The sequence below is a fragment of the Paenibacillus mucilaginosus 3016 genome (assembly GCF_000250655.1).
Taxonomy (GTDB): domain Bacteria; phylum Bacillota; class Bacilli; order Paenibacillales; family NBRC-103111; genus Paenibacillus_G; species Paenibacillus_G mucilaginosus.
In genome coordinates, this window is record NC_016935.1 from 7,930,163 (window position 1) to 7,945,946 (window position 15,784).

At 57.9% G+C, this 15,784-nt stretch carries 9 protein-coding genes and 2 pseudogenes; 3 read left to right on the top strand and 8 right to left on the bottom strand.

Translation table 11 applies throughout. The features are described 5' to 3' along the window. Positions 1-238: 238 nt before the first annotated feature. The 6 genes and pseudogenes from PM3016_RS32940 to PM3016_RS32965 form a co-directional block, all read right to left on the bottom strand. Positions 239-1,300: a YrpD family protein gene (locus tag PM3016_RS32940; RefSeq protein WP_014372383.1), complete on the bottom strand. Its 1,062-nt coding sequence runs from the start codon at positions 1,298-1,300 to the stop codon at positions 239-241. A gap of 196 nt (positions 1,301-1,496) precedes the next feature. Then, positions 1,497-3,104 carry a response regulator transcription factor gene (locus PM3016_RS32945; RefSeq protein ID WP_014372384.1) on the bottom strand — a complete coding sequence of 536 codons (1,608 nt, stop codon included), beginning with the start codon at positions 3,102-3,104 and terminating at the stop codon, positions 1,497-1,499. 24 nt (positions 3,105-3,128) lie between these two features. After that, positions 3,129-4,958, bottom strand: coding sequence for a cache domain-containing sensor histidine kinase (locus tag PM3016_RS32950; RefSeq protein WP_014372385.1), 1,830 nt, complete (start codon positions 4,956-4,958; stop codon positions 3,129-3,131). A gap of 11 nt (positions 4,959-4,969) precedes the next feature. Then, the gene (locus PM3016_RS32955; protein ID WP_051045015.1) at positions 4,970-6,451 is read right to left on the bottom strand and encodes an extracellular solute-binding protein; all 1,482 of its coding nucleotides are present in this window, start codon (positions 6,449-6,451) and stop codon (positions 4,970-4,972) included. A gap of 313 nt (positions 6,452-6,764) precedes the next feature. Further along, complete coding sequence (locus PM3016_RS32960; protein ID WP_014372387.1) at positions 6,765-8,624, bottom strand: ABC transporter ATP-binding protein; 1,860 nt, start codon at positions 8,622-8,624, stop codon at positions 6,765-6,767. Next, positions 8,617-10,399: pseudogene (locus PM3016_RS32965) on the bottom strand (ABC transporter ATP-binding protein). The gene PM3016_RS32960 and the pseudogene PM3016_RS32965 overlap by 8 nt, the downstream one beginning before the upstream one ends. A gap of 488 nt (positions 10,400-10,887) precedes the next feature. On the opposite strand from PM3016_RS32965, the pseudogene PM3016_RS39205 reads away from it, so the two are divergent. Then, positions 10,888-11,157 (top strand): annotated as a pseudogene (locus PM3016_RS39205) (transposase); the annotation flags it as partial. 29 nt (positions 11,158-11,186) lie between these two features. Continuing rightward, positions 11,187-12,047: an IS3 family transposase gene (locus PM3016_RS39210; RefSeq protein WP_238540601.1), complete on the top strand. Its 861-nt coding sequence runs from the start codon at positions 11,187-11,189 to the stop codon at positions 12,045-12,047. A 27-nt stretch (positions 12,048-12,074) separates the two neighbouring features. Here the strand turns inward: PM3016_RS39210 and PM3016_RS38325 are convergent, their stop codons facing one another. Both PM3016_RS38325 and PM3016_RS32980 read right to left on the bottom strand, forming a co-directional pair. Beyond that, complete coding sequence (locus tag PM3016_RS38325) at positions 12,075-12,320, bottom strand: hypothetical protein (protein ID WP_148279726.1); 246 nt, start codon at positions 12,318-12,320, stop codon at positions 12,075-12,077. Positions 12,321-12,436: 116 nt separating this feature from the next. After that, the gene (locus PM3016_RS32980; protein ID WP_238540385.1) at positions 12,437-13,075 is read right to left on the bottom strand and encodes a LysE family translocator; all 639 of its coding nucleotides are present in this window, start codon (positions 13,073-13,075) and stop codon (positions 12,437-12,439) included. Between the two features lie 635 nt (positions 13,076-13,710). Here PM3016_RS32980 and thrS point away from each other — a divergent pair. Then, on the top strand, positions 13,711-15,642 hold the full coding sequence (gene thrS / locus PM3016_RS32985) for a threonine--tRNA ligase (RefSeq protein ID WP_013920821.1): 1,932 nt from the start codon (positions 13,711-13,713) through the stop codon (positions 15,640-15,642). The last annotated feature ends 142 nt before the right edge of the window (positions 15,643-15,784 follow it).

Below are 15,784 nucleotides of genomic sequence, written 5' to 3' on the forward strand. Positions count from 1 at the left end.
ATAGAAAGTGAGCGAATGACCGTGAGAGGGCTTTCCCCGTCCCCGCATTATATTGTAAATATAAACCATTGGGCGGAAAGTGCAATCTCAAATTTCGATAAAATCCCCCACGCCTGTCAAAAAGCCCCGATGGCGGCAGCCTGTCCGGAACGGTTTGTACTAACGGACCTCCACCCAGTCCCATGTCCATAAAAAAACTCCTTCCCCGATTGGCGGGAAGGAGTGTAGGTTCTGAAGCTTAACGCGAAACGTTGATCGTTACCGTACTGCCGCTGACGGTTACCGTTGCGTAGTCCTGCGCTTCAATGGTTGGCGTTTGGCTTACACCGTCGACATTCACGTTCTTGAACTGGGCGTAGTTCTTGCCGGTTACCGTTTCGGAGCCTGCAATGGTAGCAAGCATTTTCCACTTGGTGACGCTCGAGACGTTCGTTCCTGCCACTTCCATGACCGAGGTCAGGTAAGTATCCGTTTGGGACGTGCAGGCCATATCAGGACACTCCGCCGTGCCGCTGATGGACAGGCGTGTGTTGCCGTTGTAGTTCCGGTAAGTCGTCAGATTCAGGTCGACGCCGCCCTTGAAGCCGTTCTTGTACTGTACTTGGTTATAGGAAGATAGGAAAGAACCATTCGATTTAACTCCATTATAGTAGCTGAGAATCGGTGTCCACTTCACGTACCCGTAAGCGTTGCTGTACTGCAGCCCCATGTCGGCCTCTACGGGATAGCTGGTCGAGCCGTTGGAACCTTTTCCCACCCCGCTGAAGCCGCCGTAGATGTAAGTCGCCCCAGACGGCGCACCGGTCAACTGCGCAGCAGTTGCCGTGCGTACCGTCGCATTCATATACGAACCGTTCTTCGCGACAATCGCCTTGCCTCCGATGCCATCCGGCAGATTAACGGCGGCCGCGGTTACCCGCCCCTTTGCTTTGACAGCTGCTGCCTGGGCTTCAGGCGCCTGCTCATAGACGTATACTTTCTCAGCGCCATCCAGACCATTCTTCTCGTACAAGTAATGCGTGCCGCCTTCAATAAGGAGGTAGTTCACGGCATCCTTCTCTGCAGCGTCAGCTTGAGCGGACACGCCCAGCTTCGCTGCACGCTTCAAGGCGTTATCCGCGCTGACCTGCCGCCCTTTCTGGACAAGCTCCTTCACCTTCTCAGTGCTGTGGTCCGTTGTGGATGGCAGGATCTGGACGCCTTCCAGGCCTGTCGGGGCCGCTGCGCTTACGTTCAGGGAGGTAGGTACGGAAGCCAAAACTGCGGCTGCCACGGTAAGTACTGCAAGACTCTTTTTCATTAATAACACGCTCCTCTGAGATTGGTTTGATCGGGTTGATCTGAAACCAAGTATACCGGAGCGCACCAAACACGATTAGAGGACAGCCATTGCCTTTTTTGGTAGTTTGATGACGTGTGTTGTCTTTTCGTGACGCACCTTGGCTTTACCTGACGATATTCCCGGCTTGAGGACGCAGCACCTGTGACTCCTTCTATCAGCAAGTCTTCATCGTTCCTGGAGTAGTCCCCCAGTAGCGCCGGAAAACCTTGGTGAAATAACTGACATCTCGGTATCCCGCCAAGAGCGCCGCATCATACACCTTCGCCCCTTCGGTAAGGGCAGCCTTCGCGCGTTCCATTTTTCGCTCCAGCACATAGACCGAGAACGGCTTGCCAATCTCCTGTTTGAAGAGACGGCTCAGATAGGATGCATTCACATACAGGCGATCGGCAAGCGCATGCAGCGTAAGATCCTGGTCCAGTTCCTTCTCCACGAGCTCCAGGATCAACTTGACCGTCCGATGGTTCACCTGGCTTCCCTGCTCCTCTGCATAATCGAGAATCCGTTCTACGGTACCGCACAGCCAGTTATGAATTTGCTTGGCGGTCGTAAGCAGATGAATGTTTTGGAAGTAAGGGTAATGGCTGCCGGCCGCATCCTTCAACAGCCAGCCTTGTCTGCGTACGGTCCGGACAAGCAGCGAGCTGAAGTAGAGCACCTGTTCATGAACCTGTTCGGGGTCGGCTGTTCCTTGTCCCATCGCGGCATTCCACAGTGCTTCCAGCGCTTCCCTGGCCTTGATCCGGTCTCCCGTCTGCAGCGCCACTTCCAGCGCCTTCTCGCAAGCCGGTTCGGGAACGGGCACCGCCGTCTGCGGCTGTACGGCTTCCCGGTACGGGATCGCCAGGCCCCCTCCGTAGATTTTGCGCTGGAGCAGTGCAATGCAGGCCTGCTGATACAGTTCGTAGACCCCATCGGCTTTCCCCGTTGTTCCGCTGATGCCCGCGCTGGACGATACGGAGAGAAAGCTTCCCAGCAGAGTCAGGATTCTCTCGACATCCGTATAAATGCGCAGCAGTCCCTCCTGTCCCTCGACTCCTTCCGGAAGAGCAAACAAGATTACAGCCGAGCCCGGCGTATCGGAGCAAATCCAATACTTCCCCTCCTGCAGATGTTCCTTGGCAATGCGTCCCAAAGTGTATTCAAGCACTGACGCATCGCGTGCGCGAAGCGCTTCACCCGATTCGGTCCGCTCATCCGGGTTAAACACGGCCACTGCAAATCTTCCCTCCGGCGGCAGGTTCAGCTGCAGTTCGGAGGCATGCCGACCGATCTCCTCGGCCCGGTATCGGCCCTTGAGCCAATTCAGTAGGAAGAGGTTCTGCAGATAGGGAAGGTGCTGATGCCACTTGTATTCCACCAGCGCCTGTTCATGGCTCTCCTCCCTCTGCCGGCGGAGGTGGCTGGCGGCTTCCGTCACAGCTTCCAGAATCTCCGTATCGCCTGCCGGCTTCAGCAGGTACTTGAACACACCAAGCTCCAGCGCCATTTGGGCGAAGTGAAAATTGTCATGCCCGCTCAGGATGACCATGGCCATGCCGGGTTCCTTTTCCCTCACGAGCCGGGCTAATGTCAGGCCGTCCATATCCGGCATCTGGATATCGAGCAGCATGAGATCCGGACGTCTTCTTACGATCAGCGAGAGCGCCTCTTCTCCGCCGGAAGCCGAAGCAATCACCTCGATCCCCCGCTCTTCCCATGGGATATGATAAACCAGACTCATCCGAAGGCGCGGTTCATCTTCGACAATCAACAGCTTCAAGTCTCTCTCCTCCTTGACTATCCTTTACACCGCCGCACACTCGTGAGCGCATAGCCCCAACGCTTCCCTTCCGCACTTGTCGACGGGCAGTGAGATCCTAACGGTCGTTCCCTCCCCTGCCGTACTGTCCACCTGCATCCCGGACTCCGACCCATAGAACATGCGGACCCGGGAGCAGACGTTGCGGAGCCCAAAAAATTCCTCGTCCCGCCCCTCCCCGTGGGATACTGGACGTGACGGCTCGGCCATGATCGAGGCCAGCTCCTCTTGTATCCGGTGAAGGCGCTCCTCCGCGATGCCGAGCCCGTTGTCCGTGACCGTGAGCACCAGCCGATCTCCCTCCAGCACACTGCGCAAGGTCAGTTCGCCGCCTTCCTCCCTTCCTTTAAGCCCATGCTGCAGCGCATTCTCGACCAGCGGCTGCAGCAGCAGCTTTAGGACCGTCAGCCCCTCCGTCCCCGGACCGATCCGGTAGTTGACCGTGAAGCTGTCGAGATACCGCAGCTGCTGTACGCGGACATAGTAATGCAGATGCTCGACCGTCTCTTTCAGCGTGAAGGCCTCCCTGCCCTTGTTCAGGCTTAGCCGGAAAAAGCGGGAGAGGTTGAGCACCATCTCGCCGATCTCCTCCGCTTCGTAGTTTTTGGCGGACCAGTAGATCGAGTCGAGGGTATTGTACAGAAAATGCGGGTTGATCTGCGATTGGAGAAACTTTAGCTCCGTATGGCTGAGCCTCAGCTGCTGCTCGTAATAGTCCTCGATCAGATGTTTCTGATCGCGGGCCATCTGGTTGTACAGGTTCATTACGAACCCGAACTCGTCGCTGCGGCTGTGGTGCAGCCGCAGGTCATAATTCCCCCCGCTGAGCTCCCTCATCCCGTGAGAGAGCCGCTTCAGCGGCCAGGCAATCCGGCTGTAGACCCCCCAGGAGATCAGTATCGAGAGCAGGATGCTTACTGCAATGATCAGGTTCGTAAAATGGCGGATCTGCCTAGTTTCCCGATAAATCTCCGCCTCCGGCTGCAGAATCCGAAGTGTCCAGCCGAAGTTCGGCGATATCGCTCCGGCCTCAATCAGAGCAGGTTCAGCATTCATGTCCGCCGTGTTCACACCGTCCTGCCCGGTCCCTGTCCCCGCCACCAATCTCCCATTCTTCGTATAGAGGAAGATTCGGGAGTCCTTCGACGGAAGAACCGATTCCATGATGGAATAGAGGCGGCTTCTGTTGAGCGTAATGATGAGCAGATTGGGCTGCCGATAGGCGTTGTAGGAATCCATCACCCGCACGAGGGATACACTGTCGGTACCGGTCAGATCGCCAAAAGAACGCTCTCCGCGGATGCCGTCATCCGGCAGCAGGTATTTTGTGCCTGACCCTATATCAGCCGCAAGCTCCAGAAGCCAAGCGCGCTGCGAGTCATCTTCCACCTTCTTCGCGCCGGATTTGGTAGATACAAGGGTCCCCGAATCTGCATGATATACCGAGACTTCCGATACTGTACGAGAGATGGCCGTCACGTTCCACAGCTTGCCGATCAACTCCGAGAACCGGTAGATTGCCTGCGGTGACAGCACAGTCCCTGCCTCACTCAGGATCGGGACCAGATTTTTATCCGTCGCTACAAGCCTCGAAAGCTCCTCCACGTTCTGCAGTACGGTATCGATGGAATTCGTCACTGCCCGCAGGCTGCCCTCGGTGCGGCGGATGCTCTGCTGAAGCACAATCTCCTCCGAACGGGAAATGGCATGGAGACTGACCAGAACGAGCGGGAGCAGCACCAGAAGAAAATAAATCGTGAGCCTAAGCTGCGTACTTCCGTTATATCGGCTGCGAATCCAATACAGCATTCTCATGGCACGGCCCTCTACTTCCGGGAGGACAGCAGCTGCCGGTTCACTTCCTCGGTGATCGCGTCTCCCCCACCCTGTTTCCACTCCCGTACATAGGCGTCGAACGCCTCCGGCGGGACCGTTCCCATGATGATTTGAATGAAAACCCTTTGAAGTGCCAGGAGAGACTCCGAATACAGTTCCATGGATTCCGTAGGAGCCCCTGTATACGCATCCCGGATGAGATTCCGCTCAATCCGCTGAAGATTATCGTACAGCCGGAACTCTTCACCATAAGAGTCAAGACGATCTCTCAGCAGTTCCGGGTCAGCCACTTCGGCCAGGCTTCCATAGATCCCCCGGTACTGATGTTTGTCGTGCTCGGCGAAGTTACTTACGATCCGCCCTTCCTTTCGTACCCAGACCTCATTCGGAAACCCGAGGGACAACGTCTCGTAACCGGGCCCTCCGATGAAATTCAACAAACGGACGACGGCCCCGGCGCCGGCACTCTTTGCCGGGATAACCTGATAGCTCTTGACCGACGGCGCCGCGTACACTCCATGATCCCCTTTGGGACCCGTAGGATATTCCAGCGGCATCCACTCCGCCTTAGGATCCAGCTCCCGGCTTCGCGCAATCATCCCCCGCGTATCGTGCCATGCCGCCGAGAAGAGCCCGACTCGTCCCTGCTCGACTCCCTCCTCCAGATTCTTGTGGTTCATCAGCGGAAACTCCGGGTCAATCCACCCTTCCCGGTAGAGTGAAGCCAGGAATAACAAGGCTTCCTTGGTCTCCGGGAGAATATTCGAATACACCAGTTGCCCCTGGCGTTCGGTCCATTGGTTCAGCTGCACGCCAAACGCACCGAAGAACGGGGCAGACCGATACAAATGGTTGGTCATTGCCAACCCGTAAGTATCATGCTTCCCGTTGCCATCCGGATCCTCTTGGGTGAACGCCCGCATCACTTCCCGGTACTCCTCCAGTGTGCGTGGAGCCTTCAGCCCTAGCCGGTTCAGCCAATCCTTGCGGACATACATGAGTTCCACCCCTGGAATACTGTTCATACTGGGAATCCCATAGATTTTCCCCTGAAACCTTACCCTGTCCCAAGCCTCCTGCGGGATCTGCCGCAGCAGGTCCGGCCCGTACTGCTGCAGCAGCTCATCCAGCGGCTGAAGGGCTCCGCGCTGTACCTGCCTCGCGATCCACACGTCGGAGGTCACACTCAGCATGTCCGGCACCTGCTCGTTGTTCAGCATAGCCTCCACCGTATGCTGATAGCCTTCCTGAGGAGGAAGGATCACCTGCACATCAAGCCCGGTGTTCCCCTCAATATACTTTAGATACGGGTTGTTGTTCTCATGAAGTCCCTGGGGGAACCGGGTCCCCTGACTGTTAATTACAATGGAAATCCGCTCGGGCACTCCCGCCTGTCCGGAGACCGTCCCCTCCTGCAGCGAGGCAGGCATCGAACACGAAGTCAGCCCCGCTGCCGAAAGCAATGAAGCCATCTTAAGATGGTAGTAGCAAGCTTTAATATTACGAGCCCCCTTCTCCTAGAATGTCATCAAATTTTCCAATACTGGAATATTCATTTTCCTGATCATATCACAAATAAAGGAAATTTAGGCTCTGATTATATAGTTTGTAACTATTCTGTAACGCTCTTTGGACAGGAGCAATTGGTCATAGGTTCGGCGATCCGGCGGGCTGCAGCGTCTGATCGCATGCGGAAAAAGCCTGCAGTCCATGGTCATGACTGCAGGCTTTTCCGGGCGTAACCTTCGCCTCCTGAATCTTTTATCCTATCAACCCTTCACTCTCTTAACCTGCCTCCGGCTCCGCTTCCTCTTCCTGTGCCCGGGCTTCATACAAAGCGCAGTACGCTCCCTTGCGCTCCATCAGCTCCTCGTGGGAGCCCTGCTCGGCAGCCCGGCCCCGCTCGAGCACCACGATAAGATCCGCCTCCCGGATCGTGTTCAGCCGGTGGGCGATCACGAGATTCGTGCGCCCCTGCATCAGCCGGGACAAAGCCTCCTGGATGCGCATCTCCGTGACCGTATCGATGCTGCTCGTGGCTTCGTCGAGGATCAGGATCGCCGGGTCGGCCAGCATCGCTCTCGCGATCGCCAGCAGCTGCTTCTGGCCGTGGGAGATGCCGCCGCCCCCCTGGTGCAGCACCGTGTCGTAGCCCTGCGGCAGCTTCGAGATGAACCCGTGCGCGTTGGCCAGCTTCGCCGCCTGCTCGACCTCCCCATCCGCGGCGTCCAGCCGGCCGTACCGGATATTCTCGCGGATCGTGGCATCGAAGAGCACGGAGTCCTGCAGGACGAAGCCCATGATGCGCCTCAGGCTGCTCCGCTGAAGCGTACGGATATCCTGCCCGTCGAGCAGAATCTGCCCGCTGTCGATCTCGTAGAAGCGGGTGAGGAGCTGGACTACCGTCGTTTTGCCTGCTCCTGTTGTCCCCACCAGCGCCGCCGTCTGCCCCGGCTTCACTTGGAAACTCAGATCGGCTAAAGCGGGTGCGCCTTCCCCATAGCCGAACGTAACGTCCCGGAACTCGATCTCCCCCTGGACTTCTGTCACCGCTGCGGCTCCCGGCTCATCCCGTTCCTCTTCCTCGTCGAGAATCTCGAAGGCGCGCTCCGCACCGGCCACCGCCGCCAGCAGCGTATTGTACTGGGTTGCCAAGTCGTTCAGCGGCCGGACGAACTGCCTTGCGTACTCCGTGAATGTGATGATGACCCCGATGGTCACCAGTCCCTTGTAGGCGAGGACGCCGCCCGCCGCCGCAATGACCGCGAAGCTCATGTTGTTGAGCATGATCATCAGCTTGGAGATGAAGCCGGAATACGTCTGCGCCCAGTAAGCGGAAGTCTGCAGCCGCCGGTTCCGTTCCCCGAACGCCGCCTTCACCTGCTCCTCGCGGCCGAAGGTCTTGACGATGAGCTGGCCGGACAGCGTCTCTTCGATGAAGCCGTTGAACGCGCCCATGTCCTTCTGCTGGGCCCGGAACAGCCTGCCCGTGCGGCGGGTGATCCACTTCATCCCGAGGAACATGACCGGCACTACCGTCATCGTAATCAGGGTCAGCAGCGGGCTGAGCCACAGCATCACCGCCAGCATGCCGGTGAAGGTGATCACCGAAGAGCAGATTTGGATAAAAGAGGAGCTCAGCGTCTGGCTGACATTGTCGATGTCGTTCGTGAACCGGCTCATGAGCTCCCCATGCTGCCGCTTCGCGAAGTAAGGAATCGGCAGCCGCTGCAGCTGCGCGAACACGTCCGCCCGCATGGCGGCAACGGCTTTCTGCGCGGTGCCGATCATCAGGTAGTTCTGCAGAACCGTCGCGGCGGTCTGCACCAGATACACGGCGGCCAATCCGCCCAGCAGGAGCAGCAGGCCGCTTCCGTCACGCCGCACCAGATAGGTATCGATCGCCATCCCCAGCCAGAGCGGGCTGAGCAGGCTGAGCACGGAGCTCACCACAACCAGCACACAGACCAGGACCAGGATCCCCTTCGCATCCGCCAGGTAAGACCAGATGCGCTGCAGCGTGGACCTCAGGTTGCGGATCTTCGGCTTCGGCTTCCCCCTGCCTGCCGCAGGAGCCTCCTTTCCCTCCAGCAGCCCTTCCAGGGCTTCGGCGTATTTGTCCGGAATGCCAGGCAGCTTAAGCATGGCCCACCCGCTCCTCTCTGGCTTGGGATTGTACGATGCTCCGGTACAGGTCCGAGTTCTCCAGGAGCTCCTCGTGGCTTCCTTGGGCGAGGAGCTTCCCGTCCTCGAGCAGCAGAATCGTATCGGCCTGCTGCGCCGCCGTGATCTTCTGCGTGACGAGCAGGATGGTACAGGACATCGCCCGCAGCTCGCAGAGCAGCCGCGCCTCGGTCCTCGCATCCAGCGCGCTTGTGCAGTCGTCGAGCAGCAGCAGCTTTGGCCGGCGCAGCAGCGCTCGCGCGATGGACAGCCGCTGCTTCTGGCCGCCCGACAGCGTGGAGCCCTTCTGCCCGATGACCGTGTCATACCCCTCCGGCATGTCTGCGATCGTCTGATGGATTTGGGCCCGGCGCGCCGCTTCCTCCATCTCCTCCAGGGAGGCGTCCTCCCGGCCCCAGACGAGGTTCTCCCTCACGGAGCCGCCGAAGAGCAGCGCCTCCTGCGGCACATAGCCGATGGCCCGGCGGAGGCTCTCCGGATCGTACCGGTGAACATCCTCTCCGTCGATGCGGATCGCACCTCCCTCGGCCTCGTACAGCCGGGGAACCAGCTGCAGAAGGGAGGTTTTGCCCGAGCCCGTGGCGCCGAGGATCACCGCCAGCTGCCCCGCCCCGACGCGGAATGTCAGCGACTCGAGCACCGGCGCGGCTGTGCCGGGGTAGCGGAACGTCACGCCGTCAAATTCGACGGCGCCGGCGGTCACCGGCTCTCTAGCGTCTGCTGAGCCTGGCTCCCGTCCTTCCCTTGGGCCTTGGTCCGCTCCGTTATCTGGGACGGCTTCCGGCCTCTCCTCCGTCCGGAGCACCTCCTCCATCCGGGTGACGGCCGCGCGGGCGCGTGAGAGGCTGGTAATCATCATTGAGATGATCCCGAAAGCCCCTGTGATGCGGGTAGCATAGTTCACGACGGCAACGACCTCCCCGACGTTCACCGTCCCCCGTCCGATCTCCGCGCTGCCGACCCACAGCAGCACCAGCACGCTGAGGTTCATGACCAGTAGCACGCATGGAATCATCGTCTCCGACAGGCGCAGGGGCTGCCGTCGTCTTCGCGGCCAGGTCGCTGTTGGCTTCAGCGAACCGGCCCTTCTCATGCTCGCCCCGCACGAACGCGCGGATCAGGCGGATGCCCTTCAAGTTCTCGAGCAGCGTGCCGTTCATGCGGTCGAGCCGCTCCTGCACCGCGCGGAACAGGAGGAAGCCCCGTTTCATCGCAAGCCCGAGCAGGACGATGAGCAGCGGGGTCACCACGAGAAGCAGCAGAGCCAGCTTCGCATTCACCGACACGGCCAGAACCAGCGCGCCGATCATGACAAGCGGCGAGCGCAGGAAGACCCGCAGGCCGAGGAACACCGCAAGCTGCGTCTGTGTGACGTCGCTCGTCAGCCGCGTAATGAGCGTCGAAGCCGGAAACCGGCCGAACGCCGCATACGAGACCGTCTGCAGGCGGGTGAACATAGCCTGCCGGATATCATGGGCGAAGCCCTGGCTCGCATCGGCCGCATAGAACGTATTGATGATACCGCTGATGAAGCCGAGCAGGGCAAGTCCGATCATCAGCCCGCCCCATTTGAGCACCTGCCCGAAGTCGTGCGGCACGATCCCCTCGTCGATCATCCGGGCCAGCAGCAGCGGATGCCACAGCTCTACGACGAGTTCGACGAGCATCAGAATAATCGCCGCCGTCATCGACCGGCGGTAAGGCTGCAGAAACCGAAATACCGTGCGCACCTCCAAGCACCTCTCCCCTCATGCTGCCCAATCTATGCTGTCCATTATAAAACAGATTCAAGATTTGAACTATCCCATTCACCAATTTTATTTATAGGAATAGTAAGTTTGAACCTTGCACTGATTTTCTCTGCCCTTACAGACTTCGCCCCTTCGAAGCTCCGAACGCTCCGACACCCCGACAATCCGACAATCCGACACTCCGACACTCCGACACTCCGAAACATTCAGCCCCTCCAGCCCTGCCCCTCCCCCAGCCAGCGCCAAATAGCACTGCATCCAGCAGTGCTCCGATCTTTTTGATATTGACCCGGCATCCTATTCAAAAAATAGCGGAACTCCGATTCGCTATGGCCTTCCTTCAAGAACGATTCGGCGAAATAAAGGAACTGAGATTCGCTATCCCGCCTAATCTGGAAGTAGACTAAACGGTGGACACAACTTAAGGAACGACCTTTATAATAAAGACAAACGAACAAAGGTCGAGGTGTGCCATGAGTCAGCAGCGGGAGAGTTACGACAGTGAGTTTAAGAAAAAAACAGTGGAACATATAGAGAAGGAGGGGAAGAAGCCAATTGAGATTGCCCGGGAACTTGGGATTCCGAAAAGTACCTTAAGCCGCTGGATCAAACAGTACGGGAAAAGTGCAGCTTCGGAACAATCACAAGTCTTTGTGGATTACGAACGACTAAAAAAGTTGGAGCAGCAAAACCGCGAACTGCAAGAGGAGAACGAAATCTTAAAAAAGGCAATGCACTTCTTCACGAAAGACCGGGACTGATTTTTTCGTTTATTTATAAACACCGCTTCCAGTACCGTGTCGAGAAGATGTGCTCCGTTTTACAAGTATCCAGAAGCGGCTATTACAAGTGGGTAAAACACAAGCCTAGTAAACGGGAAAAGCACCGGATGTGGCTGAAAAAACGCATCCGGCATCACTTTTACCGTTTGAAGAAGCGCCCGGGCAGCCCCGTGATTACTGCGATTCTGCGAGAGGAAGACGGTTGTGCTGTCTCCTCAAAAACGGTCAGTCGCCTTATGAAAGAGATGGGTCTTAAGTCGATTACGGTTGGAAAATACAAAGCAACGACCAATTCCAACCACAACATGCCTGTTCATGACAATATCCTAAATCAGCAGTTTAAAGTGGAGGCACCCAACAAGGTCTGGGTAACAGATATTACTTATGTCGCCACTGGCGAAGGCTGGCTATACTTAGCCAGTGTGATGGACTTATATTCACGTAAAATCGTGGGCTGGGCTACAGGCGCGCGGATGACTAGGGAGCTCGTGATCGAAGCCCTGGAGCTTGCTTACAAGCGTCAGAAACCGGCCCCTGGCTTGATCCACCACTCCGACCGCGGATCTCAGTATGCAAGCAGTGATTACCAAGAACGGCTGGCAGACTACTTCATGACCGGCAGCATGAGTCGAAAAGGGAACTGCTATGACAATGCGTGTATCGAGTCTTTTCACAGTACATTGAAAAAAGAGCTTGTGTACCAAACCAAGTTTAAAACTCGTAAACAAGCAACCGATGAACTCTATAATTACATCGAGTTTTACTACAACCGAACACGGCGCCACTCCACTTTGGGTTATAAAACGCCTCATCGCTTTGAACAGATGTACCATGAACAAAGAGCAGCTTAGCGTTAAAGGGTTCCTTCATTTTTGTGTCTACTTTATTGACAGAAGTCCAATCGGCCCCCTCTGCGTTGAAAACAGCCCAATAAGATATCTGAGTTCCGCTATTCCTTGCGCCCCGCCTGAAAATGCCCACTTAACGAACCTGAGTTCCGCTATTCCTCGCGATTCCCCTGAAACTACCCACATTACGAACCTGAGTTCCGCTATTCTGACCGGCAGGACCAGCGCCTTTCCTTTTGCCCACAAGCTCCCATAGGGTCCTGCCAGAAAGCCCATCACCGTGTCACTTCCCACCCAAGCTCCAATAGGGTCTGCCGGCAAACCCCACGCAACTCTGCACCTATGTTCCACGATGGCCCGCCGCCGGAAGTCCCAGCGCCCCTCTCTCCCGCTTACAGCAGCGTGTGGTACCCGTCGAGGAAGACTTTGACCGCGAAGAACAGGAACAGGATCGCCGATACGATGGAGAATCCGCGGGTCAGCTTCTCGCCGAGCAGCTTGGCGCCCTGGCTGCTGATCACCGCCATGAAGGCCGACCAGACAAGCCCCGCCACGAAGAAGCCGAGGAAGAACAGCATCAGCGACTCGTAGGAAGAGGAATCGGTGGTCGACGCGATCACACTGCCCCCGATCGAAGCAAAAAAGAGAATCGCCGTCGGCGAAGCGAGCGCAAGCGTCATGCCCGTATACAAGTCCTTGAGCGATCCCCGGCGGCTGCCTTGGGTCCCCCCTCCGAGATCGACCTCTTTCGCCCGGATCACCGAGCGGATCATCTGCCAGGTCAGGTGAAGCAGGATGAGCGTCCCCCCGATCCAAAGAATCCACCGGATATAAATATTCTCGAGAATGAGCGTGACGCCCACCATCGACAGCACCGCGTAGATCAAATCCCCGATTCCCGAGCCGAAGCCCACCAGGGCGGCGGGAACAAGCCCCCGTTCGACTCCTGTTTTCATAATCGTGACATTGACCATCCCCAGATCGAGACATAAGGCCAGCGACAGCAGAAATCCCGACAAGAACAGCTCCACGACGTTCACCCCAACATTTTATTCGGTTTATATTTAAACTGGCGAAGCAGCGCCCTCTTCCCTCTATCCATGCCGTTAACTTTCTTGATCCTATGGAGAAAAGAAGGCTTCCCCAGCATGGCAGAGTTCAGAACATGAGGCATTCCAGCAAAAGCTTACCATATTCCGGTTGGCAGTTGAATCCCAAATTTTTGATGGCACCGGCGGCCGTCTCCCCTGTGCTGATCGGCTTATCCCTTTGAACTTTCCCCCTTGACAATGGAAAATCCCCCTGTATAATACAGAATCAAACCTCAAAAGCACGGCGATGACCAAAGACATGATCCCCGGAACCGGACTGCCAGAGAGAGAAGTGAGTGGTGTGAGCTTCTTCAGTAACGTCCGCGGATTACCCCTTTGCAGCCGCTCCGCCCAACCCGCAGGACCGCCTGCGGCAGTAAGCGGCGCCGCCTGATCCCCGATACCGGATTCCATGAGGACCTTGCGATGGCTGCACTTCCGGGCGAACCCCGGCAGATCCGGCGCGCAGGTCGAATTAGGGTGGAACCACGAGCTGAACGCACTCGTCCCTTACCGGACGAGATGCGTTTTTTTTGCGTTCACAACACACTATTCAGGAAATGGAGGAACAAGGCATGAAAGAGATCAGCGTGGCACTGCAGGACGGAACGGTCAGGAGGTACGCGGCGGGCACCACGATCCGGGACATCGCCGAGTCGATCAGCCCGGGCCTCAAGAAAAAGGCTGTCGCCGGACGAGTCAACGAAAAGCTGGTAGATCTGGACCGGCGGCTGGAGGAAGAAGGAGGGACAGCAGTCCTCACCGTAACCATCGTCACGCTGGACTCTCCGGACGGACTGGAGATCTGTCGGCATACTACAGCGCATGTCATGGCACAGGCATTCAGGCGGCTCTACGGACCACAGTCCGTTCAGCTTGGGATCGGACCCGTAATCCGTGACGGCTTCTACTACGACATCGGCCTAGACCGCCCGCTCTCCCCCGCCGATCTTGCCGCCATCGGGCAGGAGATGGAGCGGATCATCCGGGAGAACCTCCCCGTCGTCCGACGGGAAGTGTCCAGGGAAGAAGCCCTGCACACCTTCGCGGAGCTCGGGGAGCCGCTCAAGCTGGAGCTCATCCGGGATCTGCCGGCGGAGGCGGTAATCTCCCTGTACAGCCAGGGCGAGTTCACGGATCTGTGCCGCGGGCCTCACCTGCCCTCCACCGGCTGGATCAAAGCATTCAAGCTGCTCAGCACAGCAGGCGCTTACTGGCGGGGAGACTCGTCGAACAGGGTGCTGCAGCGGATCTACGGAACAGCTTTTGCTTCGAAAGCAGAGCTCGAAGACCACCTCCGCTTCCTCGAGGAAGCAAAGAAGCGGGATCACCGGAAGATTGGCCGCGAGCTCGGACTGTTCATGTTCTCCGAGGAAGCGCCGGGCATGCCCTTCTACCTGCCCAAAGGAATGACGGTCCGGACGGAGCTGGAGCACTTCGAGCGGACGCTCCTGCGCCAGCGCGCCTATGACGAGGTGCGTACCCCCCTCATGATGAACAACCGCATGTGGGAGCAGTCGGGCCACTGGGACCACTACCGGGAGAATATGTACTTCTCGGATGTCGACGATACGACGTATGCGCTGAAGCCGATGAACTGCCCCGGCCATATGCTCATCTTCAAGAACCGGCTGCACTCCTACCGCGATCTCCCCGTGCGCCTCGCCGAATTCGGGCAGGTGCACCGGCATGAGTTCTCCGGAGCGCTGAACGGCATGATGCGGGTGCGCACCTTCTGCCAGGACGACGCCCACCTCTTCGTCCGGCCGGATCAGATCGAAGGAGAGATCGGCGGCATCATCGAGCTGATCGACGAGATCTACAGCGTCTTCGGGTTCCAATACGAGATCGAGCTGTCCACAAGACCGGAGGATTCCATGGGCTCGGAGGAGCTGTGGAACGAGGCGGAGCGCTCCCTGAAGAACGTGCTGGAGGCGCGGGGGATCGCCTACCGCCTCAATCCCGGAGACGGCGCCTTCTACGGACCGAAGATCGACTTCCACATCCGCGACGCGCTGCAGCGGAGCTGGCAGTGCGGAACGATCCAGGTCGACTTCCAGATGCCCGAGAAGTTCGACCTGTCTTATGTCGGCGAGGACGGGCTCAAGCACCGTCCGGTGGTCATCCACCGTGCCGTGTACGGCTCCATCGACCGGTTCATCGGCATCCTTACGGAGCATTATGCGGGAGCCTTCCCGCTGTGGCTGGCCCCGGTCCAGGCGATGCTGCTTCCGGTCTCCGACGCTTACAGCGAATACGCCCACAAGCTGCAAGAGACCCTGACGGCCGCAGGCCTCCGGGCCGAGGTCGACGCCCGCAGCGAGAAGCTCGGCTACAAGATCCGCGAAGCGCAGCTGGAGAAGGTGCCGTATATGTTCATCCTCGGCGAACAGGAGAAGTCTTCGGGCACTGTCTCGGTCCGCAGGCGGGACGAAGGGGATCTGGGAGGCCGGACCCTCGGGGAAATCACGGAGCGGATGCTCGAAGAGATTCGCGCAAGGAAGTAAGCAGGATCCGGGAAGAGCCCGTTCTTTCATATAGTTAACTTCTCTCTTGATGGGCCGCTCCGTTTAGGTCACAATAAAGCCGATCAACAGACCGAAAGTTAAAAGAACAGGCTGCTTGCCTGACGCGTGGGAGGATTACTCC

What these genes read in the sequence shown, in the direction of transcription:
- PM3016_RS32940 (WP_014372383.1), bottom strand. Translation starts at nt 1,300, where the DNA reads ATGAAAAAGAGTCTTGCAGTACTTACCGTGGCAGCCGCAGTTTTGGCT.
- PM3016_RS32950 (WP_014372385.1), bottom strand. Translation starts at nt 4,958, where the DNA reads ATGAGAATGCTGTATTGGATTCGCAGCCGATATAACGGAAGTACGCAG.
- PM3016_RS32955 (WP_051045015.1), bottom strand. Translation starts at nt 6,451, where the DNA reads ATGGCTTCATTGCTTTCGGCAGCGGGGCTGACTTCGTGTTCGATGCCT.
- PM3016_RS32960 (WP_014372387.1), bottom strand. Translation starts at nt 8,624, where the DNA reads ATGCTTAAGCTGCCTGGCATTCCGGACAAATACGCCGAAGCCCTGGAA.
- PM3016_RS38325 (WP_148279726.1), bottom strand. Translation starts at nt 12,320, where the DNA reads ATGGGCTTTCTGGCAGGACCCTATGGGAGCTTGTGGGCAAAAGGAAAG.
- thrS (WP_013920821.1), top strand. Translation starts at nt 13,711, where the DNA reads ATGAAAGAGATCAGCGTGGCACTGCAGGACGGAACGGTCAGGAGGTAC.